The 24002-nt window shown below is 64.0% G+C and carries 24 protein-coding genes; 16 read left to right on the plus strand and 8 right to left on the minus strand.

Going from position 1 to position 24002, the window contains the following annotated elements; all coding sequences use genetic code 11:
* Nucleotides 1-111 precede the first annotated feature (111 nt).
* Nucleotides 112-402: a hypothetical protein gene (locus ACX80G_RS05860; RefSeq protein WP_459306358.1), complete on the minus strand. Its 291-nt coding sequence runs from the start codon at nt 400-402 to the stop codon at nt 112-114.
* 236 nt (nt 403-638) lie between these two features.
* Between ACX80G_RS05860 and ACX80G_RS05865 the strand changes: the two genes are divergently transcribed.
* Nucleotides 639-1319 (plus strand): TetR/AcrR family transcriptional regulator C-terminal domain-containing protein, encoded by a 681-nt coding sequence (locus ACX80G_RS05865; protein ID WP_459306359.1) that lies wholly within the window; start codon nt 639-641, stop codon nt 1317-1319.
* Here the strand turns inward: ACX80G_RS05865 and ACX80G_RS05870 are convergent.
* The 4 genes from ACX80G_RS05870 to ACX80G_RS05885 form a co-directional block, all read right to left on the minus strand.
* A complete protein-coding gene (locus ACX80G_RS05870) occupies nt 1301-1672 on the minus strand; it encodes a hypothetical protein (RefSeq protein ID WP_459306361.1) in 372 nt (123 codons plus the stop codon). The genes ACX80G_RS05865 and ACX80G_RS05870 overlap by 19 nt on opposite strands.
* 266 nt (nt 1673-1938) lie before the next feature.
* Entirely contained in the window at nt 1939-3159 is a 1221-nt protein-coding gene (locus ACX80G_RS05875) for an NAD(P)/FAD-dependent oxidoreductase (RefSeq protein ID WP_459306362.1), read from the minus strand.
* 3 nt (nt 3160-3162) lie between these two features.
* Nucleotides 3163-3372 (minus strand): hypervirulence associated TUDOR domain-containing protein, encoded by a 210-nt coding sequence (locus ACX80G_RS05880; protein ID WP_459306363.1) that lies wholly within the window; start codon nt 3370-3372, stop codon nt 3163-3165.
* Between the two features lie 164 nt (nt 3373-3536).
* On the minus strand, nt 3537-4079 hold the full coding sequence (locus tag ACX80G_RS05885; protein ID WP_459306364.1) for a hypothetical protein: 543 nt from the start codon (nt 4077-4079) through the stop codon (nt 3537-3539).
* 139 nt (nt 4080-4218) lie between these two features.
* On the opposite strand from ACX80G_RS05885, the gene ybaK reads away from it, so the two are divergent.
* Nucleotides 4219-4704 carry a Cys-tRNA(Pro) deacylase gene (gene ybaK, locus ACX80G_RS05890; protein WP_459306366.1) on the plus strand — a complete coding sequence of 162 codons (486 nt, stop codon included), beginning with the start codon at nt 4219-4221 and terminating at the stop codon, nt 4702-4704.
* Between the two features lie 35 nt (nt 4705-4739).
* Here the strand turns inward: ybaK and ACX80G_RS05895 are convergent, their stop codons facing one another.
* Entirely contained in the window at nt 4740-5402 is a 663-nt protein-coding gene (locus ACX80G_RS05895) for a peroxiredoxin-like family protein (protein WP_459306368.1), read from the minus strand.
* A 164-nt stretch (nt 5403-5566) separates the two neighbouring features.
* Nucleotides 5567-6379, minus strand: coding sequence for an endo alpha-1,4 polygalactosaminidase (locus tag ACX80G_RS05900; RefSeq protein WP_459306370.1), 813 nt, complete (start codon nt 6377-6379; stop codon nt 5567-5569).
* 85 nt (nt 6380-6464) lie between these two features.
* Here ACX80G_RS05900 and ACX80G_RS05905 point away from each other — a divergent pair, with 85 nt between their 5' ends.
* The 14 genes from ACX80G_RS05905 (at nt 6465) to ACX80G_RS05970 (ending at nt 21766) form a co-directional block, all read left to right on the plus strand.
* A complete protein-coding gene (locus tag ACX80G_RS05905; protein ID WP_459306372.1) occupies nt 6465-7136 on the plus strand; it encodes a GntR family transcriptional regulator in 672 nt (223 codons plus the stop codon).
* Between the two features lie 77 nt (nt 7137-7213).
* Complete coding sequence (locus ACX80G_RS05910) at nt 7214-8035, plus strand: SDR family NAD(P)-dependent oxidoreductase (RefSeq protein WP_459306374.1); 822 nt, start codon at nt 7214-7216, stop codon at nt 8033-8035.
* On the plus strand, nt 8028-8729 hold the full coding sequence (locus tag ACX80G_RS05915; protein WP_459306376.1) for a carboxymuconolactone decarboxylase family protein: 702 nt from the start codon (nt 8028-8030) through the stop codon (nt 8727-8729). The genes ACX80G_RS05910 and ACX80G_RS05915 overlap by 8 nt, the downstream gene beginning before the upstream one ends.
* On the plus strand, nt 8726-9745 hold the full coding sequence (locus tag ACX80G_RS05920; RefSeq protein ID WP_459306378.1) for a TAXI family TRAP transporter solute-binding subunit: 1020 nt from the start codon (nt 8726-8728) through the stop codon (nt 9743-9745). Before ACX80G_RS05915 ends, ACX80G_RS05920 begins: the two co-directional genes overlap by 4 nt.
* Before the next feature lie 6 nt (nt 9746-9751).
* A complete protein-coding gene (locus ACX80G_RS05925) occupies nt 9752-10273 on the plus strand; it encodes a hypothetical protein (RefSeq protein WP_459306379.1) in 522 nt (173 codons plus the stop codon).
* A complete protein-coding gene (locus ACX80G_RS05930; RefSeq protein WP_459306380.1) occupies nt 10270-12498 on the plus strand; it encodes a TRAP transporter permease in 2229 nt (742 codons plus the stop codon). Before ACX80G_RS05925 ends, ACX80G_RS05930 begins: the two co-directional genes overlap by 4 nt.
* On the plus strand, nt 12495-13727 hold the full coding sequence (locus ACX80G_RS05935) for an MFS transporter (protein WP_459306382.1): 1233 nt from the start codon (nt 12495-12497) through the stop codon (nt 13725-13727). The genes ACX80G_RS05930 and ACX80G_RS05935 overlap by 4 nt, the downstream gene beginning before the upstream one ends.
* Nucleotides 13724-14962 (plus strand): L-2-hydroxyglutarate dehydrogenase, encoded by a 1239-nt coding sequence (lhgD, locus tag ACX80G_RS05940; RefSeq protein WP_459306384.1) that lies wholly within the window; start codon nt 13724-13726, stop codon nt 14960-14962. Before ACX80G_RS05935 ends, lhgD begins: the two co-directional genes overlap by 4 nt.
* Nucleotides 14959-15891 (plus strand): dihydrodipicolinate synthase family protein, encoded by a 933-nt coding sequence (locus ACX80G_RS05945; protein WP_459306386.1) that lies wholly within the window; start codon nt 14959-14961, stop codon nt 15889-15891. The genes lhgD and ACX80G_RS05945 overlap by 4 nt, the downstream gene beginning before the upstream one ends.
* Nucleotides 15891-16664, plus strand: a complete 774-nt coding sequence (locus ACX80G_RS05950; RefSeq protein WP_459306388.1) for an SDR family oxidoreductase — start codon at nt 15891-15893, stop codon at nt 16662-16664. The genes ACX80G_RS05945 and ACX80G_RS05950 overlap by 1 nt, the downstream gene beginning before the upstream one ends.
* A gap of 58 nt (nt 16665-16722) precedes the next feature.
* On the plus strand, nt 16723-17628 hold the full coding sequence (locus ACX80G_RS05955) for a fumarylacetoacetate hydrolase family protein (RefSeq protein ID WP_459306390.1): 906 nt from the start codon (nt 16723-16725) through the stop codon (nt 17626-17628).
* Nucleotides 17621-18814 carry a CaiB/BaiF CoA transferase family protein gene (locus tag ACX80G_RS05960; RefSeq protein WP_459306392.1) on the plus strand — a complete coding sequence of 398 codons (1194 nt, stop codon included), beginning with the start codon at nt 17621-17623 and terminating at the stop codon, nt 18812-18814. The genes ACX80G_RS05955 and ACX80G_RS05960 overlap by 8 nt, the downstream gene beginning before the upstream one ends.
* Before the next feature lie 43 nt (nt 18815-18857).
* Complete coding sequence (locus ACX80G_RS05965) at nt 18858-20018, plus strand: acyl-CoA dehydrogenase family protein (protein WP_459306394.1); 1161 nt, start codon at nt 18858-18860, stop codon at nt 20016-20018.
* A complete protein-coding gene (locus ACX80G_RS05970) occupies nt 20015-21766 on the plus strand; it encodes an IlvD/Edd family dehydratase (RefSeq protein WP_459306396.1) in 1752 nt (583 codons plus the stop codon). Before ACX80G_RS05965 ends, ACX80G_RS05970 begins: the two co-directional genes overlap by 4 nt.
* Before the next feature lie 102 nt (nt 21767-21868).
* Here the strand turns inward: ACX80G_RS05970 and ACX80G_RS05975 are convergent, their stop codons facing one another.
* Nucleotides 21869-23080, minus strand: coding sequence for a hypothetical protein (locus tag ACX80G_RS05975; protein ID WP_459306398.1), 1212 nt, complete (start codon nt 23078-23080; stop codon nt 21869-21871).
* Nucleotides 23081-24002: the final 922 nt, after the last annotated feature.

Consider the following 24002-nt stretch of genomic DNA (forward strand, 5'->3'; position numbering starts at 1 on the left):
GTGGACGCTGAGCCTACCGGCCCAAAGATCAGCCTCGCGAAACGCCGGCCGGCAATAATCACGCGTGGAAACGGCGGGAAGCCGTATTGGCTCCCCCACCGCTCACCAAGATTACGCGCTATAGCGTTCGCGGCTTCCCGACTTCGCCAGGCCGCGTGCGATCATGTAAGCGATCGTCAGGTAGGTAATGAGCTCCATGCCCTGGTGGGCATCGAACATGTCAATGCCGTCTTCGTTGTCACCGTCGCCGACGACAACGGCGGTGATGATCGTGGCGATCACCATAGCGATGTAGGCGAAAAACTCGGTGGTCTTCGTGGCAGACTTGGTTTCGGTGGACCGACGGTTGTCGACGCTACCGTAATGAGCCGAAGTGGCAGCGCCGCTGTTGTTGTTGGACATGGCTGTATCTCCTGAGAAATTGGATTGGTCAAAATCAGACCGGGAACCGCGCTCGACAGAGGCGGTTGAGTAAGGGAGTAGCAAGATTTTGCGGGCTGCTTCACGAATCGGCTACGCTGTAGACACTACAGCGTAGATCTAAATAAAGCAAGCTTGCTTACTAAAGGATGTTCATTGGTGAACTTTCGACGAGCCAAACACGCCCCGGCTCAAACAAATCCGCGTCTGGTACCGCGGTGATTCCTGGTGGAGGCCGACTGAGCCGAGCTGTCGTGCTGGCCGCAGCCCTTGAGTTGGTGGACGACGACGGCCTTGAATCGTTATCCATGCGGAAGCTGGGACAGAAGCTTGGCAAGGATCCGATGGCGCTGTATAGATACGCCCACAACCGCGAGGCACTCCTGGATGGCCTGACTGAGATTATTTGGGATCAGCTGGAAATACCACCGGTCGAGGAGTGGAAGGAACAGCTTCGGAAGACTGCTCATGAGTTCCGGAACTTGGTTCTCAAACACCCAAATGTGGTTCCACTACTGGTGACCCGACCCCTCTCCACCCCCCTTGGCCTCCGACCTCCCGGAGCGCTGCGTCCCATCGAGCAACTCTTGGCCCTCCTCATGAAGGCCGGCTTTGATTCGCGAGGCTCCCTGCATGTTTACCGGGCCTACTACGGGTTCCTTTTCGGGCATATCATCAACGAGCTCGAGGAGTTTGTAGTGGATGCTGATGAGGACGAAGAGGTGCTGAGACTGGGCTTGCAACGCCTTGCGAAAAAGGACTTTCCCCATCTGCGCACCCTGGCGCCGTTGCTTGCCGACTACGATGGCAAGTCCGAATTGGACCAGGGAATCGACATCCTGCTTCAAGGGCTTCAGATCAGTTTGGACCGGGCCGATGTTCAGGCATCATCGCCATAGATGAAGCTCTTCGCGAAGGCCACCGCCTTCCTGAACGCGTCGTTGCGGAGCGAGATCTCGTCGGTCCCATCACTCGATTCGAGGTACGCCGTGCTACCGGGACGGAGCACCCAGATGTCGCCCTCCGGTGGCAGGTAAAATACGCCGAAGGAACGCTGCGTCCGATCGTCACCCCAGATGGGGACCGCTGCCACTGCCGCTCCGGTATCCACGTTGATCCACTGCGCGCGCGGCTGTGGTTCAGCCGCGGCCGCCGGATCCAGGAACGGTGCGGTGCCTTTCCCCCAGCGTTCCTCGAAACGCTCGTGGAAGGCGGGAACTAGCTGATCGTCATACCGGCGCCATCCGGACATTGCATCCTCCTTACCTCCCAGATCCCTGACAACTCCAGCGAGTGGGGTGGCCCCCGCTGCCCCGAGCGGGAACCACCCCGGCTTGGCTGCCGTTCACGCGTCAGGCGTTGATCTCCTGCCGGGGACTGTCGGTCCTCAATGAGGGCTGACATAGATTTTTATAGCACCAGCGAAAAACTGATGCAAGAGGAATGTTCAGCAATTTGATCTGCAATCCGCGGATTGAGGGATGCCAGCAACCTACGGGACGAACGGGACGCCGTGGACTAGGCGCGGCCTTTCAGGATCAGCTTCCAATACACCTGGGGCAGGATACGCCGTTCCAGGATGAAGGTGATGCGCCGTTCCCGCATGATGCCTTTCGACGGGATGGAGGGCTTGGCGTGGTACTGGTCGTCAAATTCGGAGAACACCACGGTGGACCGCGACACGGTGAACGGGCAGGCCGAGTAGTTGTTGTACTTCGTTGTGACGCTCTTCCCTTTCAGGGCGGCCAGCAGATTCTTTGCGACCACCTGGGTTTGTTGTCGAAGGGCAGCGCCTGATTTGGAGTTCAGGGTTGCCGCGGCGTCGCCGAGTGACCAGACGGCGGGATACCTGACGGAACGCAGCGTCTCGGGGTCCACCTCCACGAATCCTGACGGATCGCCGGCCGCTGGAAGATCGGTGGCTTTGAGCCAGTTGGGCGCCGATTGCGGCGGGACGGCATGCAACACATCGTAGGCAAGGGTTTCGGTGCTGCCGGCAGCACCGCTGTCACGGACCGTGACGGTGCGCGCACCCGCATCCACTTCAGTGATCTCGCTGCTGACGCGCAGCTCAATCCCATAGTGGGCGATCTTGCGGCTAAGTTCCTCATTGGCTACGGCTTCGGGAAACACCGTGGGCGTCGGAACGATCAGCACCACGCGAATGTTCTGCAGAACACCCTGCTGGGCCCAGTAGTCACAGGCCAGATACATCGGTTTTTGCGCCGCTCCCCCGCAGCTCAACGGGCCCGGTGGCAAATTGAAGACGACTGTCCCCTGCCGCATGGCCCGCAACAGGTCCCACGCCTTCGGCGCAAGCTCAATCTCGTAGTTCGACGCGCCGTATTCGGACGCCATCGCGTCGGCCAGGCCGGGCACAGCGTTCCAGTCTTTTTGGATTCCAGGGCAGACCACCAGCTGCTCGTAGTGAACCTGGGCGCCGGAGGCCAGATGAACAGTGTGCCGTACCGCGTCGACGTCGACGGCGGCGTCCTGAATCCACTGAACCCCGCGAGGGATCACCGAGGCCTGGGGCCGGATGGCTTCGGCGGCCGCGGCGGTCCCGCCCGCGATATGGGAGAACAGTGGCTGATAGAGGTGGTCGGAGCTTGGCTCCACCACCGCAATATCCTTGGCGCCATACCTGCGCAATCGTGCCGCCAGGGATATCCCCGCGTTGCCTCCACCAATCACGACTACCTGATGGTGAGCGACGGTTGAGTTCCCGGCAGCTGTCACGGTCTAGCCCGACTTCTCGGTCAGGGCGCTCGCCTTATGAGCTGCCCGTGCCCCGGTCTTGCCGGACTCGACAATGTATTGCGGCTCGTCGTCGCTGGCCCGGTGGGTGTTGCCGTCCAGCTGGAAATCGCTGGTCTTTTTCTCCACGATGGTTCCGTGGGTGGTGCCCTGCGGAGTGTTCCACTCCACGCTAGTGCCCTTGCTCAGTGCCACAGTAACTCCTCTAATCGACAGTGTGCTTACCAGCCTATGCCTCGTTTGGTGTGGGACGCCGACCGGCCGCTTCCGCGACGCACCGGCTCAACGCGAGGAGGGACAGGCCGCGTTGGCCCGCCCCTCCACCGTGGACGTCTATCTCGCCCAGAAGTTACCGTGGCTCAGCGACGGTTTGCGAGGCCGCTCAGCACATTCTTGGGTCGCTGCATTTCGCCTTGCTGCGCACCGAGCACGATGACCGCTCCGCTGACAGCGGGCAGGATCCACTGAACAACCTTCAGCTGCTTCTGGGCCGCCGCCAGTTCAGGTGAGCTCGAGGCGCCGGGCTCGGTTGCACCCTGCGCGCCTTGATCGGCGAGTTCTCCGACCTTCTTTCCGAGAATTCCGGCGTACAACGACAGGCCCATTCCGGCGACTGTTACTACTGACTTGATTGTGGTGTTCGCCAAAGCACCATCTTGTTTGGCCACCCGGCCCTTGTTGCCGAGAATCAGGCCGACGCCGCCAATGGCGTGTGCGCCGAAGGCCGCGACCTGAATGGGGGTCCATTTGGCCCAGCCCAGTGCTGCCAGTCGGGTGCGTTCTTTCGGGTCTTTAGCCTCGGCGGCGGCGCCGTTGAGGCCCACGGCACCCATCAGTGTTCCACCGAACCACGCGGCGGCGCTCAAATCGTGGACGGATCGTGCCAGTAGATTTCCAGCCATCGTGATCACTCCTTGCTAGAGGTCTTCCGTCTTATGACGGAAAGAAACATGCCCTAAGCATACTTACTATAAAGGGGTTCCGCTACCAACTCTGCTGCCAGACCCGTCTTTGACGCCGGTTATCCACTAGGCTTCCCGCATGAATCGCACGCCACAATCGACCCCCGCCACCGTGGCCCTGGCCGCGGCCGGGATCGACTTCACAGTGCAGAGCTATGCCCACGACCCGGCATCCGGCAGCTATGGAACGGAGGCCGCAGCAGCTCTGGGAGTCGAGGCTTCCCGTGTCTTCAAGACGTTGGTGGTGGACGTCGACGGCGTCCTCACGGTCGCCGTCGTCCCCGTTTCCGGCACCCTCAATCTGAAAGCACTCGCAACCGCCTGCGGGAAAAAGAAGGCGGCAATGGCCAACCCGGGGGCTGCGCAGCGGCGGACCGGCTACGTGCTGGGCGGAATTTCTCCGGTGGGCCAGCGTCAGCGCAGCCCGACGGTAGTCGATCAGTCAGCCCTGGAATTCGACAGGATCCTGGTCTCCGGCGGGCGGCGCGGACTGGAGATTGAACTGGCTCCGGCGGACCTGATCCGGGTGAGCGGCGCACTGGTCGCCCCCATCGCGGCTGACTGACGGAAAAGCCTGTGACAGACGGCCAGCAGACTGGTTCAGCCTTTGCTGAACCGGTCAAGAGCCTCAATGATCTGCGGTACCTCGGTGCGTCGAGTGTAATCGGCGTGAACATCAGCGAACCGGACGGTGCCGACCTGGTCCACTAGCAGGACCGTGGGGAACGGAATACCTGCCGTCGAATCGGCGTTGCTGTCCGCCACATCGAAGCCCAGTTCCGAATGCGCTTCGCGGGCGTCGGGGCTCGGCTCGGTGAGCAGTCCCAGTTGACGGGCGAGTCGGCTGCCCGGATCCGACAGTACGGTGAAGCCGAGCTCACCGTTCTCGACGGCGGCGCGGGAGCCGTCAGGCGTCTGCGGGCTGATAGCGATGAGCTGGATGCCATGCTCCGTCAGCGTTGGGAGCAGGTCCCGCTGGTAGGTCTTGAGGGTGATGTTGCAGTAGGGGCACCATGCGCCACGGTAGAAAACAACGACGGCGGCGGCCTCGGCGAGCACCTCGCTCAGTTCCACCGGTGAACCATCCACAGCTGTCAGCGCGGCGTCCGGTACCGTGTCACCCTCCGCCACGGCTCCCTGCGGAAGCCCCTGGCGGGTGAGATCCTGCTGCTCCCGGGCGAAAACCGCCGACAATTCGGGCCCGATCTGCGCAGTGAACCCGGTATTAAAGTGGTCTACCTGCTCTGCGATGCTGCTGGACATAGTGGTCTCCTTCGATAGAGGCTGCTAAACCTGCCTGCCTCCGACGGTAGAACACCCGAACGCCGTGTGGCCAGCGCCCAGTAACATCGCGCAACACACGGTAGGAGACGATCGGAAGGGTATCCCGACATCATGGAGCGCAATCAGGCAGCAATGGTCCGGGGTCAACGATCAACGCCAATCTGACATCTCCGATACAAGTAGCCAGTGTCGCCGGGCACGGTTAGAAGTCTGTCGCGGAGGATGGTCATCGCTGGCCGGTCATCCGCGGCGCAGGGGTCGGCGACACCAGACTCCTCAGCATATTCGATTCCGAGGACAGCGGTCCCGTAGACGTCCGTGTAAGCCGAACACTCGTTGAATTCAATGCACTGTTCTGCGACGGCAAAGTCAAAACCAGCTTCCTTCAGCACCGGTGATTCTTCGGCAGCGTTCTTCTGCCCGACCAGCATTCCGAGGTTGTGACCCTTCAGCACCAGCGCTCGCGCTAGCTCGACGTTGTCCGCGAGGGTCAGGAGCTCGGCAGACCGACTATACGAATCGAGATTATCCAATTCAACGGCGTCGAACCCTCGGTCGGCGCACTGCCCCAGGCCTTCGCCGATCCTCTCTGCGATGAGAACGCGGTTGGCCTCCGTGCCCGTGTCCAGGATGTACTCGTCGGGCCAGTCCGGGTCAGCGAGCGGTTCGCCGTCGACGTTGAGGACCAGACCATCGGTCATCCAGGACGGTGAGTTCCCCGGCTGCGTCTGGAAGGCGTTCAAATAGCAGGTCGAGTATATTCCGTCGGCTGGCTCCTGGGAGACGTCTCGAACGACGACACTCACTCCTGGTGATGGTTCGTAAGCACCGCCGAGCTGGTAATCGAACTGGGCATCCTCGGGGAAGCCGTCGGCCACCGTGTCATTCTGCGGGGAGCAGGCTGCCAAGGCGAGGCCGGCGATCAGGACAGCGCACACGCTCCGGAGGATCGTCACGACTAAACGGTAGCCTGCGTCACCACCGATAGTGTTCCGCTAGAGTCATGCAGGTGAAGAATGCCCTGCGGACCTCCGGTTCGCCGTGATCGACGACCACACAACGGACTCCCAGCGGCCCACCACCGCCCCAGCCTTTGTGCTCGCCCAATTACGCCGGGCCATCATTGCCGGGGAGCTCCTCCCTGGCCAACCCCTCCGGCAGGACGCACTAGCTGAGCGCTTCGGTGTCAGCCGGGTCCCCCTCCGGGAGGCCTTCAAAGTTCTTGAGGGTGAAGGTCAGGTGGTCTACGCACCGCACCGCGGCTACAAGGTGGCCACCCTGTCGCTGACCGATCTGCTCGAGGTGTACCGGATCCGCGAAATCCTCGAGGCTGAAGCCGTGCGGGTAGCGATCAGGCGGTCGGACGAGGATATTGTCGGCAAGCTGAGAACCGCTGCACAGGACGTGGAGACAGCGAGCGCCTCCGGCGACCTGCTCACCATGACCGAGGCCAACCGCCGATTCCATTTCCTCATGGTGACCGAAGCCCGGATGCCGCGCCTTGAGAAGCTGATCCAGGTGCTGTGGGACGCCACCGAGACCTACCGGTTCGTCTACTACGGCGACGAAGCCAACCGGCACCGGGTCGAGGACGAGCACCGGCGCATCATCGACGCTTTCGCCGACCACGACATCGACCGAGTCATCATCCTGCTCAACGAACACCGAAATCATGCGGTCGAAGCTTTGAGAACGTTCCTCGACGCCCCGTAGTTGTTTGCAAAACGCAAATATATTTGTGTGATGCGGGTTACATTTTGCGTGCTAATTGGATACAGTATCCAAATGACTTGCTCACCACGGCGAACAATAACGCTACCCGCCTCGCCCCCTACCGGGCCTTCGGAGCAGAACTCGTCGATCCGGCAGCACCCATGAGTGATTGGCTCGGCCTCAGCGGCCAGCGGGTTCTCATCGCTGGCGCCGGCGGAATCGGCAGTGCCCTGGCCTGTGCTTTCGCCGATGCTCAGGCCTCCGTCGTCGTCGCCGACGTCAACCCGGCCGGCCTCGCCGCCCTGGATCCGCGGGTCCACCCCCTCGAAGTCGACCTGACGACGACGGCAGGCTGCGAGGACGCCGTCGCCCGCACCGCAGCCGAGCTCGGCGGGCTCGACGTGCTGGTGCACGCGGTGGGAGTCAACAACCGGGTTCCCCTCCTGGACACCACGGACGAGGACTGGGACCGCATGATCTCCATCAACCTCACCAGCGCCTTCCGCCTCGGCCGGGCCGCCGGGAAGCTGATGGTCGCCGCCGGTTACGGCCGCCAGGTCTACTGCTCCTCCGTCTCCAGCCTGCTCGCCCACCCGGACCACGGACCCTACGCCGCCAGCAAGGGCGGCCTCAACCAACTCCTCCGCGTGATGGCCCGCGAATGGGCGTCCCACGGCGTCACCGTCAACGCCGTCGCCCCCGGCTACGTGGAAACCGAACTCACCCGCGGCCACCTCGACAAACCGGGCGTCCGCGACCACTACACCTCGCTGGTCCCCGCCGGCCGGCTCGGCACCACCGGCGACCTCACCGGCCCCGCCCTCTTCCTCGCCTCCCGCCAGGCCGCCTTCGTGACCGGCCACGTGCTCTACGTCGACGGCGGGCGGACCCTTGTCTAAGCAAGAGCTGGCGGCGCCACAAGCCACCGAGAAGGCCCACGGCGGGCGATTCCCGCTCCTGGCACCGGACGCCCTCGACGACGAACAGCTCGCCCTGTACAACACGATCGCCGGCCCACCCCGGGCGGGCGGCCCGTTCCTGGTGGTCGACGCCGACGGCCACCTCGCCGGCCCATTCAACGCTCTGCTCTATGCCCCGCAGATCGGCCAGGCGGTCCAGGCGCTCGGCGCCGCTCTGCGCTTCGGCGGGAAATTGCCCGCCCGGACCCGGGAACTGGTGATCTGCGCCGTCGCCGCCGAACGCTGCTCGGCCTACGAGTGGTACGCCCACAGCCGGGTGGCCCTCACCGTCGGCATCACCAATGAGGAACTGGGCAGCCTTCGTGGGGGTTTCCTACCGGCTGAGCTGCCCGACGACGAGCACTCCGCCCTCACCTTCACCGCCGCCCTCCTGGGCGGACGGACCGTGACCGACAGCGACCACGCAGCCGCCCTGAAGCATCACGGACACGCTGGTATCACCGAACTGTCCATCCTGGTGGGCTACTACCGGGCCTTATCCGGGCTACTCGCGGCCGGCGACGTCAACGCGCCGATCGTCAACGCACCAGTCCCCGACGTTCAAGGTGCCCACGAAGCCACCCCCAATTCTCATCCTCAATCGCACACCACCATAAAGGGAGAACACCCATGACAACCTCACCACTGCACCGTCGCAGGGTCCGGCTTGCCGCAGCAGCACTCACCGTCCCCGCACTGTTCCTGAACGCATGCGGCAGCCCCGATACCAGCGGCGGAGGTAGCGGCGGCGGTGATGCCAGCGGCGGCGCCGACGGCGGCACCCTCTCCATCGCCACCGGCGGCACCGGCGGCGTCTACTACCCCCTCGGCGGCGGCTTCGCCACCATGATCCGCGACAACATCGAGGGCTACGACGCCACCGTCCAGGAGACCAACGCCTCCGTCGACAACATGCTCCTGATCGAGAACGGTTCAGCCCAGCTGGCGTTCGCGGTGGGCGACGTCGTGTCCGACGCCGTCGAGGGCGTCAACGACTTCGAGGGCAACCCCATCGAAACCTGCTCGCTCGGCAACACCTACAACAACTTCATGCAGGCGGTCACCGTTGACGGCACCGGCATCGAGGGTGTCGCTGACATGGAAGGCAAGGTCGTCTCGGTCGGCGCCCCCGGCTCGGCCACCGAGGTCGCCGCACTGCGCATCCTTGAGGCTGCCGGCATCGATCCCGAGTCCGGCGTGGAACGCCGCCAGCTCGGCGCCGCTGAAACCGTTGCGGCACTGCGTGACGGCACCATCGACGCCGGTTTCTGGTCCGGCGGCCTGCCCACTGGCGCGCTGATCGACCTGGCCAGCGACGGCGACATGAACCTCCTCAACATCGGCGAATACGCCGAGCAACTCTCCACCGAATACGGCGAGTACTACGTCGAGGAAGACATCCCCGCCGACACCTATGAGGGCCAGACCGAAGCGGTGTCCGCGATCGCCTCGCCGAACATCCTCGTCGCCAGCCCCGAAATGGACGAGGAGCTGCAGTACAACATCACCGCGGCGATCTTCGACAACGTTGAAGCCCTCACCCAGGTGCACCCCGCCGCCGTCGAACTGGATGCAGCCACCGCCGGAGACATTTCTTACATCGACACCTGCCCCGGCGCCCAGAAGTACTTCGACGAAGCCGCAGGCTAAGCACTGATGCGCAAGCCCGCCGTCGTCGTCGCCGTCCTGGTGTGCCTTGGCACGCTGGGCGGTGGGGCATTCGCGGTTGCTGCCCAGGAGGCTCCCGAACAGGGTTCACCTGGACGCAGCATCGTGATCACCAACGACGACGGCGGGCTGGCCTTCGTGGCCCTGCCCGGAGATACGTTCGCGGTCAGCTACCGCAACTCGCTGTACGGAACCATCGCCGAGGAACGCTACACGGTCCTCCCCGACGGCAGTTTCCGGCTCGACCAGATCGCCGCCGACCAACTCGCGGTGCTCGAAGAGTATTACGGTGTCCCCGGCGCCCCCACCCCCGCGGACCCCACCGACCGGCGGAACTTTGTGGTCGACCCGGACCCAGCACACCCCGCCGTGTTCACTGACCTTTCCCTTGCCGCCACCGATCTCGGTGAACGCACCCTCCACCTGCCCGGAACAGCGCCCGTTCCGCTGTGGGCCTTGGTCGACGACGACCAGCCCTTCATCCTGCTAGCTATCAAGGAGACCCCATGACCGAGCGAATTGACGGCGACGGCGCCGTCAAGGCCGGCAAGCAGCACCGCCCCACCCCCGACGAGGCAATCGACCCCAGCCGACGCGACCAGGCGAGAATCCCTGAGGATGCCTCGGTTAACCCGATGAACCGCAACGACGAGATCGACGAAGACGCGCTGATCGCCGAATTCGAGGCGGAGAAGCCCGCCCGCCAGCTGACCGGCATTCCTGCCCTGGTGGTCAAGGTGGTGGGCGCTGGCCTGTCGCTGTTCGCCCTGTACTGGGTGTTCAACCCGATGGCCACCCAGTTCTACCTGCCCGCGTTCCTCATGATCGGGCTGTCCCTGACCTTCCTGGTGTACCGGGGGTGGGGGCGTTCGTCGAAGGCCAAGGATGCCGGGAAGTCAGACAATCCGCACCTACTTGACTGGGTGCTCGCCGTCGTCGCCGTGGTGCCGTTCGCGTACATCATCTCCGACTGGGATCCGTTCTTCCGCCGGGCCATCGTGCCCACCTACCTCGACCTGATCATGGGCGTCATCGCCATCCTCGTGGTCCTCGAGGCGGCACGGCGCACCGTGGGCATCCTGGTGCCCCTGGTGGTGCTGGGTTTCTTCGGCTACGCCTACTGGGGTCCGTTCTTCCCGGCCCCGTTCACCACCTCATCCTTCGACTGGATCCGGCTGGTGGGCCACAACGTGATGGGTACGCAGGGTATTTTCGGTGTCCCCACGGACGTCGCCGCAACGTACATCATTTTGTTCACGATCTACGGCGCCGTGCTGGGCGCCTCGGGTGCCACTAAGTTCTTCATTGACCTCTCCTTCTCGGCGTTCGGTCAGTCGAAGGCCGGCCCCGGCCGGACCGTCACCCTCGCCGGCTTCCTGCTCGGTACCGTGTCAGGGTCCGGCGTCGCCACCACCGTCACCCTCGGTGGGATCTCCTGGCCGCTGCTGCGCAAGGCCGGCTACCCGAAGGAACACGGTGGTGGCATCCTCGCCGCCGCCGGTATCGGCGCCATCATGTCGCCCCCCACCCTCGGCGCCGCGGCGTTCATCATCGCCGCCCTCCTTGGGGTGTCCTACCTGCAGGTGCTGATCTGGGCCACCATTCCGACCTTGCTCTACTACTTCGGCATCATCCTCGCCATCGAGATGGACGCCCGACGGTTCAAGACCAAAGCTGTCGCCATGGACGTCAAGCCGGTGGGCAAGCTGCTGCTGCGCTTCGGTTACCACTTCAGTTCGCTGATCGCCATCGTAGTGTTCATGTCCTTCGGCATGACGCCGTTCCGGGCCGTGGTGTTCGCCACCGTCCTCGCGTTTGTGCTGAGCTTCTTCGACCGCGAATCCTGGATGACCCCGAAGCGGATTTTCGATGCCCTCGCCACTGGTGCCACCGGCGCTCTCTCGGTCATCCCGGTGATGGCAGCAGCCGGGCTGATCGTCGGCATCATGACCCTCACCGGTCTGGGCCTGAAGCTCGCCAGCATCATCGTCGACTTCGCCGGCGGCAGCCTGCTGCTCACCGCGATCTTCTCGGCCATCGCCGTGATTCTCCTGGGTTTGGCGGTCCCCGTGACCGCAAGCTTCATCATCTCCTGGGTGATCATCGGACCTGCCCTGCAGGACGTAGGCGTGCCAGCCTTCGCCGCCGCGATGTTCATCTTCTACTACTCGGTACTCAGCGAGGTGTCGCCTCCGACGGCGCTCTCCCCGTTCGCGGCGTCCGCCATCACCGGTGGCAAACCGATCAAAACCATGTGGCTCACTTGGCGGTACACGCTCTCCGCCTTCCTGGTGCCGTTCATCTTCGTCCTCTCCGGAACAGGTGTCGGGCTGCTGCTGCAGGGCGGCGTCGCCACCATCGCGCTGGCACTGTCGGTCTCGCTCCTCGCGGTTGCTGCGCTGGCCGTCTCCACCGGCGGGTGGCTCATCGGGCCGGCCCGCTGGCCCGAACGGGTGATCCTGGGCATCGGCTCCCTGCCGCTGCTCACCCTTGACCCGCTCTACATCGGGATTGGCGTGGCGATCATCGCCGTCGGCGTCCTGGTGCACCTGGTCGGGCGGAAGCGTCACCCGTACGATCCCGACGCCGACGAAGTTGCGGTTGCCGCAGTTCCTTCGGATGCTGATTCGGCCTCCAGTACGACGTCGGGCACCTCCTCGAGGTCCGCGGCGCACCGTGCGCCGTCGTCGGCAACCACCTCACCGAAAACGACGACGGATCCCACCGCTTCATGACCACAGCACCGTCGACGCGCGCAGCAGTCACCATGCTGCAGGCCGTCTCCGTCACCACCACAGGGGTGCTTCCTGCCTTCCTGCTAGGTGCGTTGGCGGTGCAGATCCGCGGTGACCTGAACATTGGCCCGGCGGAAATGGGGATGGCTGCAGCCACCCTGTTCACCGTGTCCGGGGTGCTGGCCCGGCCGTTGGGCGGGCTGGTGCAGCGCATTGGTGCGGCGAAAGGCATGGTCGCGTCGGCGACGCTCGCCGCGGTCGCGCTGGCCGGTGCCGGTCTGGCGCCGACGTTCGCGCTTCTGATTGTTGCCTTGTTCGTCGGCGGTCTGGCCAATGCGATGGCCCAGCCGTCAGCGAACCTCGGCATCTCCCGGGCGGTCAATCCCAGCCGGCTGGGGCTCGCGTTCGGCGTCAAGCAGTCGTCCATTCCGGCGGCCTCCATGATCGCCGGGATTGCCGTTCCGTTGATTGCCCTCGCCGTCGGCTGGCGGTACGCGTTCCTGCTCGGCTCGCTGATGGCCGTCGCCATTGCTGTCTGGGCGTTTATCAGTGCACCCGGCACCCGTCCCACCCAGCCCGGGGAAACCCCCAAGGCTGACCGGGGCACCCCCAAGGGTGGCCTGGTGATGCTGAGCGTGGGCGCCGGCTTCGCTGCCGCGGCGGCGACTTCGTTGGGCGTATTCCTGGTGGACTCGGCCGTGGAGTCCGGGATGGCGCCCGGGACCGCCGGCCTCTTGTTCGCCGGCGCTGCGCTGCTGGGCCTGATGATCCGCATTGTGCTGGGCCTCGCCATGGACAAGTACCCGCACCGCAGCCCCCTGGTGCTGATCACCAATCTGTTGGCCCTCGGCGTGATCGGGTACCTGCTGCTCGCCCTGGGCACCAGTTCACTGCTTTTCGTCCTCGGAGCCCTGCTCGCCTACGGCGCTGGGTGGACATGGCCCGGCCTGGTGCACTTCGCCGTGGTCCGGGACAACCGCGCCAACGCGGCCACCGCCACCGGCGTCATCCAGACCGGCCTTTCCCTGGGCGCGGCGGCCGGTCCGCTGCTGTTCGGGTTGCTAACCGCCGCCACCTCGTATGACACCGCCTGGCTCGCGGCCGCCGTCGTCGCCGGTCTGGCCGCCGTGACCTTCACGGTGGCGCGGCGGATGATCCGCCGGTCCCGGGCAGTCATCGCCGCTCAAGTACCTACTGACACCTTGACCCCAATGGAGGAGAAAAGATGACGCCCACGCGTTTCGCAGTGGTGGGAGGCGGGATTGTTGGTGCCGCCGTCGCCCGCCGGCTGCTGCAGGTCCAGCCCGACGCCCACGTCACAGTGCTCGAAAAGGAGCCCATCCTCGCCGGGCACCAGACCGGGCGGAACTCCGGCGTCGTCCACGCCGGACTGTACTACACGCCGGGATCGCTGAAGGCACGGCTCTGCCGGCAGGGCGTTGACATGCTCAAGGCCTACTGCGCCGAGAAGGACCTGCCCTACGACGAGTGCGGGAAGGTGCTGGTTGCCCGCAACCCCGTCGAGGAGGGCCGGCTGGGAGACATCATGGAGCGCGCCGTCGCCAACGGGGTGCCGGGCGTGCGCATCATCAACCAGGACGAACTGCTGGAACTTGAGCCCCACGTCAAGGGCACCTCCGGCATCCACTCCCCGCATACGGCGATCGTCGACTACGGCGCTGTCACCCGTTCCCTTGCCATGGATGTGGTGGCCGCGGGCGGCACCGTCCACACCAACTTTGAGGTCACTGGGCTGACCGAACGCGCCGGGCAGACGGTGGTCACCGGAACGCATCATGGCGTCGAAACGTCCGACGTTTACGACACGGTGATCGTCTGTGCCGGGCTGCAGGCGGACCGGGTGGCGAAGCTGGCCGGCGACGACGACGACCCCAAGATTGTGCCCTTCCGCGGCGAGTACTACCTGCTGCGCCCCGACCGCCGCCATTTGGTCCGCGGGCTGGTGTACCCGGTGCCGGACCCGCGGTACCCGTTCCTCGGCGTGCACCTCACGCCGACCACCAACGGCGAGGTCATGGTGGGACCCAATGCGGTGCTGGCCCTCGCCCGCGAAGGCTACAAGTGGTCCACCATCTCACCGCGCGACCTCAAGGACGCAGTGATGTACTCGGGATTCCGGTCCTTCGCGAAGCAGCACTGGCGTACCGGCGCCGCGGAGATGCTCGGGTCCCTGAGCAAGCGCCGGTTCGTGGCCGAGGCCCGCAAGTACGTCCCGGAGATCACCGCCGACGACGTCGTCCCCGGCCCCCGCGGCATCCGCGCCCAGGCGCTGACCCGCGACGGGTCGCTGGTGGACGATTTCCGGATCACCCGGCAGGGTTCGGTGCTGTGCGTCCGGAACGCGCCGTCACCCGCCGCCACCTCCTCGCTCGCCATCGCCGAGCACATTGTTTCGCTGGCACTCGAGAACGCCACTGGCCGAAAGGACACCACCTCCCTGTGACTACACACCCTCCAACCAACTCCCACGTCCCCCCGCTCGCCCGGGGTCTCTGGGGCGTGCTCGCCACTCCCTTTCATGGCAGCGACTTCGTCGTCGACACCGAGTCGCTGCGCAGCGAGGTCGGCCTCTACACCAGGCTGAACGCCACCGGCATGGTGGTGCTCGGCGTGTTTGGTGAAGGTGTCTCTCTCGACACCGCCGAGCAGACCCTGATCGTGCAGACCGTCGCCGAAGAAGCTGGTGACACCCCGCTGGTGGTCGGTCTCTCGGCGCGGTCGACGGCGGTTGCCGTCGAACAGGCACGGACGGCCGTTGCCGCAGCGGGCAGCAACCTCGGCGCCCTGATGGTGCAGGCCAACAGCGCCAACCCTGCGCTACTCGCCGCGCACCTGGCCGCCATCAACGAGGTCATCCCGGCCGAGACCGGCGCCGGGATTGTGCTGCAGGACTACCCGGTGGCTTCCGGCGTGAACATCAGCGCCGCGCAGATCCTGGCCGTGCTGGAGCTGTGCCCGTTCATCAGCGCCGTGAAGTCCGAAGCCCCACCCACCGCCGTCCCCATTGCCGCGCTCACCGCCGCCACCACGGTGCCGGTGTTCGGCGGGCTCGGCGGCGTCGGCTTGCTCGATGAGCTGGCCGCCGGTGCCGCCGGAGCCATGACCGGGTTCTCTCACCCGGAAGGATTGCAGGCAGCGCTCACCGCGTTCGCCGACGGCGGTTTCCCAGCGGCCCGCGCGGCGTTCGCACCGTGGCTGCCGCTCGCCAACTTCGAGGGTCAGCCCGGCATTGGGCTCGCCTTGCGCAAGGAGATCCTGCGCCGCCGCGGCATCATCGCCGACGCCGCGGTTCGCCCGCCCTCCCCCACATTGCCGTCGGCACTAGCCGACATGATCGATGCCCACCTTGATGCTGTGAAGGAAATTGCCTGATGGATACCGGACTTAAAGGGAAAAACGTATTGGTGCCGGGCGCGAGCTCGGGCATCGGCCTGGCCATCGCCCAGGCGCTGGCCGACGAGGGCGCCAACGTCGTCCTCGCCGCCCGCCGTGAGGACGTCGTGCAGGCCGAAGCGGCCAAGCTGCCCTTCGCCGTCGGGATCACGATGGACCTGACCGACGACGGCTCCCCCACTGCCCTGGTCGAAGCCGCCGAGAAGGCCTTCGGCCCGATCGACGTGCTGATCCTCAACGGCGGCGGTCCGCCTCCCGGTGGGGCCGCTGACGTCAGCGATGAGCAGGCTCTCGCCGCCGTACACCAGCTGCTCCTGCAGCACATGCGCCTGACCAACCTGGTGCTCCCCGGCATGCGCGAGCGCGGCTGGGGCCGTATCGTCGCCGTCGGCTCCAGTGGCGTGCAGCAGCCGCTGCCCAACCTGGCGCTCTCCAACATCGGCCGGGCTGGCCTGGCCGGCTACCTCAAGACCCTCGCCGCCGAGGTAGCAGCCGACGGCGTCACCGTGAACATGGTGCTCCCAGGCCGGATCGACACGGATCGGGTGGCGTCCCTCGACGCCGCAGCGGCCAAGCGCACCGGCAGCACCCCCGGCGAAGCCCGTGCCGCATCGGAAAAGACCATTCCCGCTGGCCGGTACGGTGCGCCCGAGGAGTTCGGCGCCGTCGTCGCCTTCCTCGCCAGCGTTCCCGCCGCTTACGTGACGGGCGAACAGATCCGCTGCGACGGCGGACTGGTCCGCGCGTACTAGCTCCGGCTTTTCCTGAACCCCTGACTCTCTCGATCGTGAACAGAAAGAAGCGTTGACCATGCATCTGGCCTCAGTCCGCGAAGGCGGCGACGAGCTCGCCGCAGTGATCCACCCCGAGCGCGGCGTCGCGCTGGTCCGCGACCTCATCCCCGGCTTCACCGGCGACCTGCTGGAGCTGCTGGCCACCGATTCGCTGGGCAAGCTACAATCCTTCGCGGAGTCGGCGGACACCGCGATCTTCCGTGACCGGGATTCGGTGACCTTCGGCGCCCCGTACCGGCATCCCCGGATGCTGTGGGGCATCGGCCTGAACTATGTGGAGCACGCTTCGGACTTGTCCGAGGGTGTCCCGGACGAGCCGGCGTCGTTCATCAAGGGCGATCACACGATCATCGGCCCGGGCGAAAGCATTACCATCCCGCGCCAGAGTGTGCGCACTACCGCCGAGGCGGAACTGGGCCTCGTGATCGGCAGCTACTGCCGCGATGTGGAGCCGGAGGACGCGCTGTCCTACGTAGCGGGCGTCGTGACCCTGCTGGACCAGACCGCCGAGGACATCCTGGAAAAGAACCCCCGGTTCCTCACCCGGTCCAAGAACTTTCCCGGCTTCTTCTCCTTCGGCCCGGAGATTGTGCCGCTCGCTGAGGTGACCGACGACGCCGGGTCGCTTGCCGCGGTCGAGGTGTCCACCGTGATCAACGGTGAGGTGCACCGCAGCAACGTGGTGGGCAACATGAGGTACTCCCCCGAGTACCTGGTCAGCTTCCACAGCAAGGTGATGCCGCTCTACCCGGGCGACATCATCTCCACCGGCACCCCGGGCGCCGTGCACATCAGGGCGGGCGACGTGGCCGAGTGCCGCATCCCCGGCGTCGGCGTACTCAGCAACCCGGTGGTCGACCAGAACGCCAGTTCTGGTCGGGAAGACAGCGCTCATCAGGAAGGCCGTGGCGATAGTGAGTAACGCCCCCGACGACGGGTTCCCGCCAGGTCCCCTGGACGGAATCAAGGTGGCCGACTTTTCCAGGGTGCTCGCGGGACCGTTTGCCTCGATGATGCTGGCCGATTTCGGGGCCGACGTCATCAAGGTGGAAAGCCCCTCCGGCGATGACACCCGCAGCTGGACGCCGCCAGTGGACGAGTACGGGGTGGGCACGTATTTCTCCAGCGTCAACCGCAACAAACGTTCGGTGGTGTGCGACCTGGCCACTCCCGAGGGTCAGGCGACTGCGCTGGAGATCGCGCTGACGGCCGACGTCGTGATCGAGAACTTCAGGCCCGGCATTATGGAGCGGTTCGGGCTGGACTACGACTCCCTCAAGGACCGTCGGCCGGACCTGATTTACTGCTCCATCACCGGGTTCGGGAGCGCCGCTGGCGCGCATCTGCCGGGCTATGACCTGCTGGTGCAGGCCGTCGGCGGGCTGATGAGCGTCACCGGCGGGCTGGATTCCGAGCCGAGCAAAGTCGGCGTGGCCCTGGTGGATGTGGTGACCGGGCAGAACGCCGTCGTCGGGATCCTCGCCGCCCTGCGGTCGCTGGAGCAGACCGGCGTGGGCCAGCGGGTGGATGTGAACCTGTTGTCGTCGCTGCTGTCGGGATTGGTGAACCAGGCGTCGAGCACGCTGGCCACCGGCGAATCCCCGCAGCGGATGGGCAACGCGCACCCGAGCATCGCGCCGTATGAGACGTTGCGGACCGCCGACGGTCCGCTCGCCGTCGCCGTCGGGACGGACAAGCAGTTCGTCGGGTTGGTCCGGGTGCTCGGCGTGCCTGAGCTCTCCAGCGATGAGCGGTTCGCTGGCAACTCGAACCGGGTGGCCAACCGGGTGGTCCTGAAGTCCATGCTGGAACAGCAGCTGGGCTCCAAATCTGCCGCAGAGTGGTCGGAGCTGCTCAGCGTGGCGGGTGTGCCCGCCGGGAAGGTGAACTCGATTGTCGAGGCGTTGGAACTGGCTGACACGCTGGGCCTGGCCCCCGTCGTCGAGATCGCCACTGCTGACGGGTCGCGGACCAGCCAGCAGGTCGCCAACCCGATCCACCTGTCCGCGACTCCCGCCCGGTACCGGCGCCCGCCGCCCCGCTTGGGCGAGCACACCGGCGCCGCCTTTGACGTCCCGGCCGTTCCCGCACTGCACCACCTACAGTGAAAGCAGGATTCCAATGACTTCCTCAACAGTTGAAAGCAGAACCATGACTGACATGTCAGACCTGATCGGTATTGATACGCTCCTCTCCCCCGAGGAAATCACCCTGCGCGAGACCGTGCGGTCCTTCGTGGACAGCGAGATCAAGCCGAACATCGCCCAGTGGTACGACGACGCCGTGTTCCCGATGGAGATTGTCCCGCAGATGGCCGAGCTGGGCCTGCTCGGCATGCACATCAACGGCTACGGCTGCCCGGGGAAGTCCTCGGTGGAGTATGGGCTGGCCGCGATGGAGCTGGAGGCCGGCGATTCCGGTCTGCGGACCTTCGTCTCGGTGCAGGGCTCGCTGGCGATGAGCGCCATCTACAAGCACGGCTCCGAGGAGCAGAAGACGGAGTGGCTGCCACAGATGGCCGCCGGCACCGCGATTGGGGCGTTCGGTCTGACCGAGCCCACCGCCGGGTCCGACCCCGGCGCGATGCAGACCTTCGCGAAGCGTGACGGGTCGGACTGGATCCTCAACGGCGCGAAGCGCTGGATCGGTCTGGCTTCGGTGGCGAAGCTGGCCATCATCTGGGCGATGACCGACGACGGTGTCCGCGGCTTCGTGGTGCCCACCGACAGCCCGGGCTTCGTGGCGACGCCGATCAAGCAGAAGCTCTCCATGCGTGCGTCCATCCAGTGCGACATCACCCTCACCGATATCCGGTTGCCGGAGAGCGCGATGCTTCCGAACGCCAAGGGACTGCGCGGCCCGTTCGAGTGCCTGAACGAGGCGCGCTATGGCATCATCTGGGGTGCCATGGGTGCGGCCCGGGACAGCTACCTTACGGCGCTGGCCTACTCGCAGGAGCGTCTGCAGTTCGGGAAGCCGCTGTCCGGCTACCAGCTGACGCAGGAGAAGCTGGTCAACATGGCGCTGGAAATCAACAAGGGCACGCTGCTCGCGTTGCAGCTGGGCCGGTTGAAGGACGCCGGGACCCTGCAGCCGTACCAGATCTCGGTGGGCAAGCTGAACAACTGCCGTGAGGCGATCGCGATCTGCCGTGAGGCGCGGGCGATGCTCGGCGGCAACGGCGTCACGCTGGATTACTCGCCGCTGCGGCACGCGAACAACCTGGAGAGCGTCAGGACCTATGAGGGCACTGACGAGGTCCACACCCTGATCTTGGGGAACCACATCACGGGTGTCCCCGCGTTCCGGTGAGTGACCCCGCCGCCCCCTCTGATAAGCCTGCCACCGGTATCCGCAAGGGCCTGACCAACTACGGGGACGCCGAGTTCTCGCTGTTCCTGCGGAAGGCGTTCATCAAGGGTGCCGGGTATTCCGACGATGCCCTGGACCGGCCGGTGATTGGGATCATCAACACGGGCAGCGGGTTCAACCCGTGCCACGGCAACATGCCGGCGCTGCTGGAGGCGGTGAAGCGTGGGGTGATGCTCGCCGGCGGGTTGCCGGTGGACTTCCCCACCATCTCTGTCCACGAGAGCTTCTCGCAGCCGACCAGCATGTTCCTGCGAAACCTGATGTCGATGGACACGGAGGAGATGATCCGCGCCCAGCCGATGGACGCCGTCGTGTTGATCGGCGGCTGCGACAAGACCGTGCCGGCCCAGCTGATGGGTGCGGCATCGGCCGGTGTGCCGGCGATTTCGCTGGTGACCGGGTCAATGCTGACCGGCGGTTACCGGGGCGAGCGGGTGGGTGCGTGCACCGACTGCCGGGCGTTCTGGGGCAAGTTCCGGGGTGGCGAGATTTCCACACCAGAGATTGACGACGTCAACTCGCGCCTGGTCGGCAGCGTCGGCACGTGCTCGGTGATGGGGACGGCCAGCACCATGGCCTGCCTGGCCGAAGCGATGGGAATCGCGATGCCGGGTTCGGCATCGGCTCCCGCTGTCACGGCTGACCGGGTACGTATCGCTGAGGCGACCGGCACCCAGGCTGTTGCCCTGGCGGCGGCTGGCACGAAGATGGACACCATCCTGACCCAGGAATCGTTCGAGAATGGTCTGCGCGTGCTGCTGGCCATCGGCGGGTCAACGAACGCGATCATCCACCTGACTGCCGTGGCTGGCCGGTTGGGGATCCGGCTGTCACTGGAGCAGCTGGACCGGATGAGCACGGAGACCCCGGTGCTGGTGGATCTGAAGCCGTCCGGGAAGTACTACATGGAGGACTTCCACCGGGCCGGCGGAGTCCCCGCGGTGCTGCGTGAACTGGGTTCGCTGATTCATCGTGATGTGCCGACCGTGACGGGGCGGACGCTGGGTGAGGAGATTGACGACGCCGGTCCCGGCTTTCCGCAGGACATCATCCGGCCGCTGTCCAACCCGGTGTACCCGGAGGGGAGCCTCGCATTCCTTCGCGGGAACCTGGCGCCGGGCGGGGCGATCATCAAGCAGGCCGCTGTATCGCCGTCGCTGCTGGAACACACCGGCCCTGCGGTGGTGTTTGAGAACACGGCGGACCTGGCGGCGCGGATCGATGATCCCGATCTGGACGTGACCGCCGATTCGGTGCTGGTGTTGAAGAACATCGGTCCGGTCGGTGCACCCGGGATGCCCGAAGCCGGGTACCTGCCAATCCCGAAGAAGCTTGCCTCCCAGGGTGTGCGCGACATGGTGCGGATCTCAGACGGTCGGATGTCCGGCACCGCCGCCGGCGCTGTAGTGCTGCATGTGACGCCTGAGTCAGCGGTGGGCGGACCCCTGCGGTTGGTGCAGACCGGGGACACGATCACCCTGAGTGTCAGCCGTCGTTTGATCCACCTGGAAGTGTCGGATGCGGAGCTTGCCCAGCGTGAGGAAGCTATGGGTCCAGCGGCGCCCGTGGTCCCGGAGCGTGGCTATCGGAAGCTGTTCGTCACCGAGGTAACCCAGGCGGACGAGGGCTGTGACTTCCGCTTCCTGCAGGGCCCGGCTCAATCGACAACATGGTCGAAGCAGACTTGATTCAAATATTTTCGCCAGCATTTCGGAATTTGAAAATTAGAAAAACATGCAGTATGAAACGATAAACTCACTGCCAAACAGTCGATCACATATAACGCCCGACTACCACAACGGATCTATCGGTTGATCCTTCACTTCTGATACCTTATCTACCTCGATATGACTTTCCCGATACCGAACCCTTATTGCAATACCGTCTAAATCAATCGTAAATATAGACCGGTGCCCAACAAGAGGCGGAACATAATTCAATTGTACTTGCCCTCCAACTTTTCTTACCTGCCAAGCTATACTACGATCCCCATAAAATTCCATCCCAGGAAGAGGCGGCTGCTCGGAAAAAGAAATGGCTCGACCGGTCGATGTGCGATTGAGGACTAAACCTTGAGTGAACCCGCCTCTATTCAATCGTTTCTCGCGTTTGCGCTCTTCTATTTCTTTTCTCGAAATACGCAAATCTTTACGCAGCTCTCCCAGAATTTCCTCAAGGTCGGCCATCTCATCAATAGTTTGAGATTGGTCACGAGCTCTAAACAATTCCATAGCCTCTTCGAGGACCTTCGCACGAAACAGCTTCTCGCGTTGCTTTCCCGCGACTTTATAGTAGGAAGCAACTTCGCCGTTCTGTTCGATGATGTCAGGAATCGCATCACGAACAACTTTGCCGTAGACTTTTTGTGACTCTGAGGTTATTTGACGACATGTAACATGCACACCAGCGGCGCTAAGCATGTAATAGGGATGCCCCAAAGGACTTCCTATAATTTGAACAGGGATTTCATACTTCAAAGCCGTCTGCGTCACGTTCTCAATAAGGTTCTTATCCCGCACTAACTCGGACCCGGGATGAAGCTGAAGAATAACTGACTTCCCGCCCGTTACAGCACGCTCAATACCTTTTAGATCGCTTGCAGTTCGCACCACGACTGCATTCGAAATCTTTGGCAATGCGTCATTCCTTATCTCGGGAACGTTTGTGTGGGTCATCCAAGGAAGACATTCAATGCCGCTGTCGTCTAACAGATCAATAAACCACATTGTCAATATTGATCGGCCCGCTAGAGCCGCTAATCGCTTGGCACCTTCCGCCACTACCCTGATCTGACCAAGCGACATACTCGATCGCCAAATCCATTCTGTGGGCGCCTCGCGAATGGACCAATCCCCGGCCTCGTCCACGTCGAGGTACTCACCCTTACCCTCGATAGATCGATCCTTGACTTCCCCGGTAGCAACGTCAAAAATGAAGGAATCGTGTGGGAGCCACCCAAGCCCATCCAAAAGCCCCCACGTACTGTGAACTGTCACTTCCATGCTGTTCGGTCTAGATAAACTCCAAGCACACGCTCTAGCCGCAATGTAACGGTGGGCAATGAAGCATACTGACGCAGGATCAGCCCCAGAGGCTAGCAGATCACGGCTGACTGTTCGAAGAAATTCGAGCGCTGCAGCCGCGTCCCTAGTCTCCAATTTTCTGAGCATTAGATTTTGCTTTGGCCCCACCACATCTGAGCGAATAATGACGGTCGACTCCGCCAAAACTTCCAGATCGGTCAGGATGGACGGGGCTGCCTCCCCATTTGCAAGTGCATCGACAATATCCTTCCCCTGCAGGCACCACAGGGGAACGGTGGGCAACTCACATTTCCGAAATCGTTGCAAGCTCGCGATCTTATTCCACCGAAGAAGATCACTCGTTTCGTCAATCTCATCGAGGGAGACCCAGTGCGTCAGATCCCCCGTAGGTATATCGGCCCTCGGATCGCGCCACGCTTCCCCCGGCCCAGCCCCATGGAGTTTGGATATCTCATCGGCTTGAACAATCCATAGCCGCTTCCCATCCCAGACCCACTCGAGATGGTATCGAACGGCACGATGTGCGAGCCTGCTTGCTACCTCACGAAGCCTCGTGATCAAGGTGTCCGGAGTGTTCGCTTTAAGGACATCATCTGTACTTCGCTCGTCGGACGTCACTCTCCAGCGATGCACTAATACATCTGCGCCCGATTGGATCTCGACGGTCCATGAAGAACTCTCCCGTGAAACCCGATGTTCATTCGATAGATGACCCTTCATTTCAACGGTCAATAGGGGCTGAATTAGTACACCAATGTCGCTATCGACAGCTTTCCCTTCATTCGCCCAAACTGTCTGAATGGCCTCCTCGACGCTATTTATCTGAGCGGATGACTGGAGGCTTAGATACTTACCCCTGTCGCGAATCGTTTCTTCAACA

The sequence above is a fragment of the Arthrobacter glycogeni genome (assembly GCF_054510815.1).

Bases quoted from the DNA above. Each gene is read 5' to 3' on its own strand.
- ACX80G_RS05925 (WP_459306379.1), top strand. From the start codon at position 9,752: ATGCGCAAGCCCGCCGTCGTCGTCGCCGTCCTGGTGTGCCTTGGCACG.
- ACX80G_RS05955 (WP_459306390.1), top strand. From the start codon at position 16,723: ATGCATCTGGCCTCAGTCCGCGAAGGCGGCGACGAGCTCGCCGCAGTG.
- ACX80G_RS05860 (WP_459306358.1), bottom strand. From the start codon at position 402: ATGTCCAACAACAACAGCGGCGCTGCCACTTCGGCTCATTACGGTAGC.
- ACX80G_RS05870 (WP_459306361.1), bottom strand. From the start codon at position 1,672: ATGTCCGGATGGCGCCGGTATGACGATCAGCTAGTTCCCGCCTTCCAC.
- ACX80G_RS05965 (WP_459306394.1), top strand. From the start codon at position 18,858: ATGACTGACATGTCAGACCTGATCGGTATTGATACGCTCCTCTCCCCC.
- ybaK (WP_459306366.1), top strand. From the start codon at position 4,219: ATGAATCGCACGCCACAATCGACCCCCGCCACCGTGGCCCTGGCCGCG.
- ACX80G_RS05935 (WP_459306382.1), top strand. From the start codon at position 12,495: ATGACCACAGCACCGTCGACGCGCGCAGCAGTCACCATGCTGCAGGCC.
- ACX80G_RS05895 (WP_459306368.1), bottom strand. From the start codon at position 5,402: ATGTCCAGCAGCATCGCAGAGCAGGTAGACCACTTTAATACCGGGTTC.
- lhgD (WP_459306384.1), top strand. From the start codon at position 13,724: ATGACGCCCACGCGTTTCGCAGTGGTGGGAGGCGGGATTGTTGGTGCC.
- ACX80G_RS05975 (WP_459306398.1), bottom strand. From the start codon at position 23,080: ATGGAAGTGACAGTTCACAGTACGTGGGGGCTTTTGGATGGGCTTGGG.
- ACX80G_RS05950 (WP_459306388.1), top strand. From the start codon at position 15,891: ATGGATACCGGACTTAAAGGGAAAAACGTATTGGTGCCGGGCGCGAGC.
- ACX80G_RS05920 (WP_459306378.1), top strand. From the start codon at position 8,726: ATGACAACCTCACCACTGCACCGTCGCAGGGTCCGGCTTGCCGCAGCA.
- ACX80G_RS05930 (WP_459306380.1), top strand. From the start codon at position 10,270: ATGACCGAGCGAATTGACGGCGACGGCGCCGTCAAGGCCGGCAAGCAG.
- ACX80G_RS05885 (WP_459306364.1), bottom strand. From the start codon at position 4,079: ATGGCTGGAAATCTACTGGCACGATCCGTCCACGATTTGAGCGCCGCC.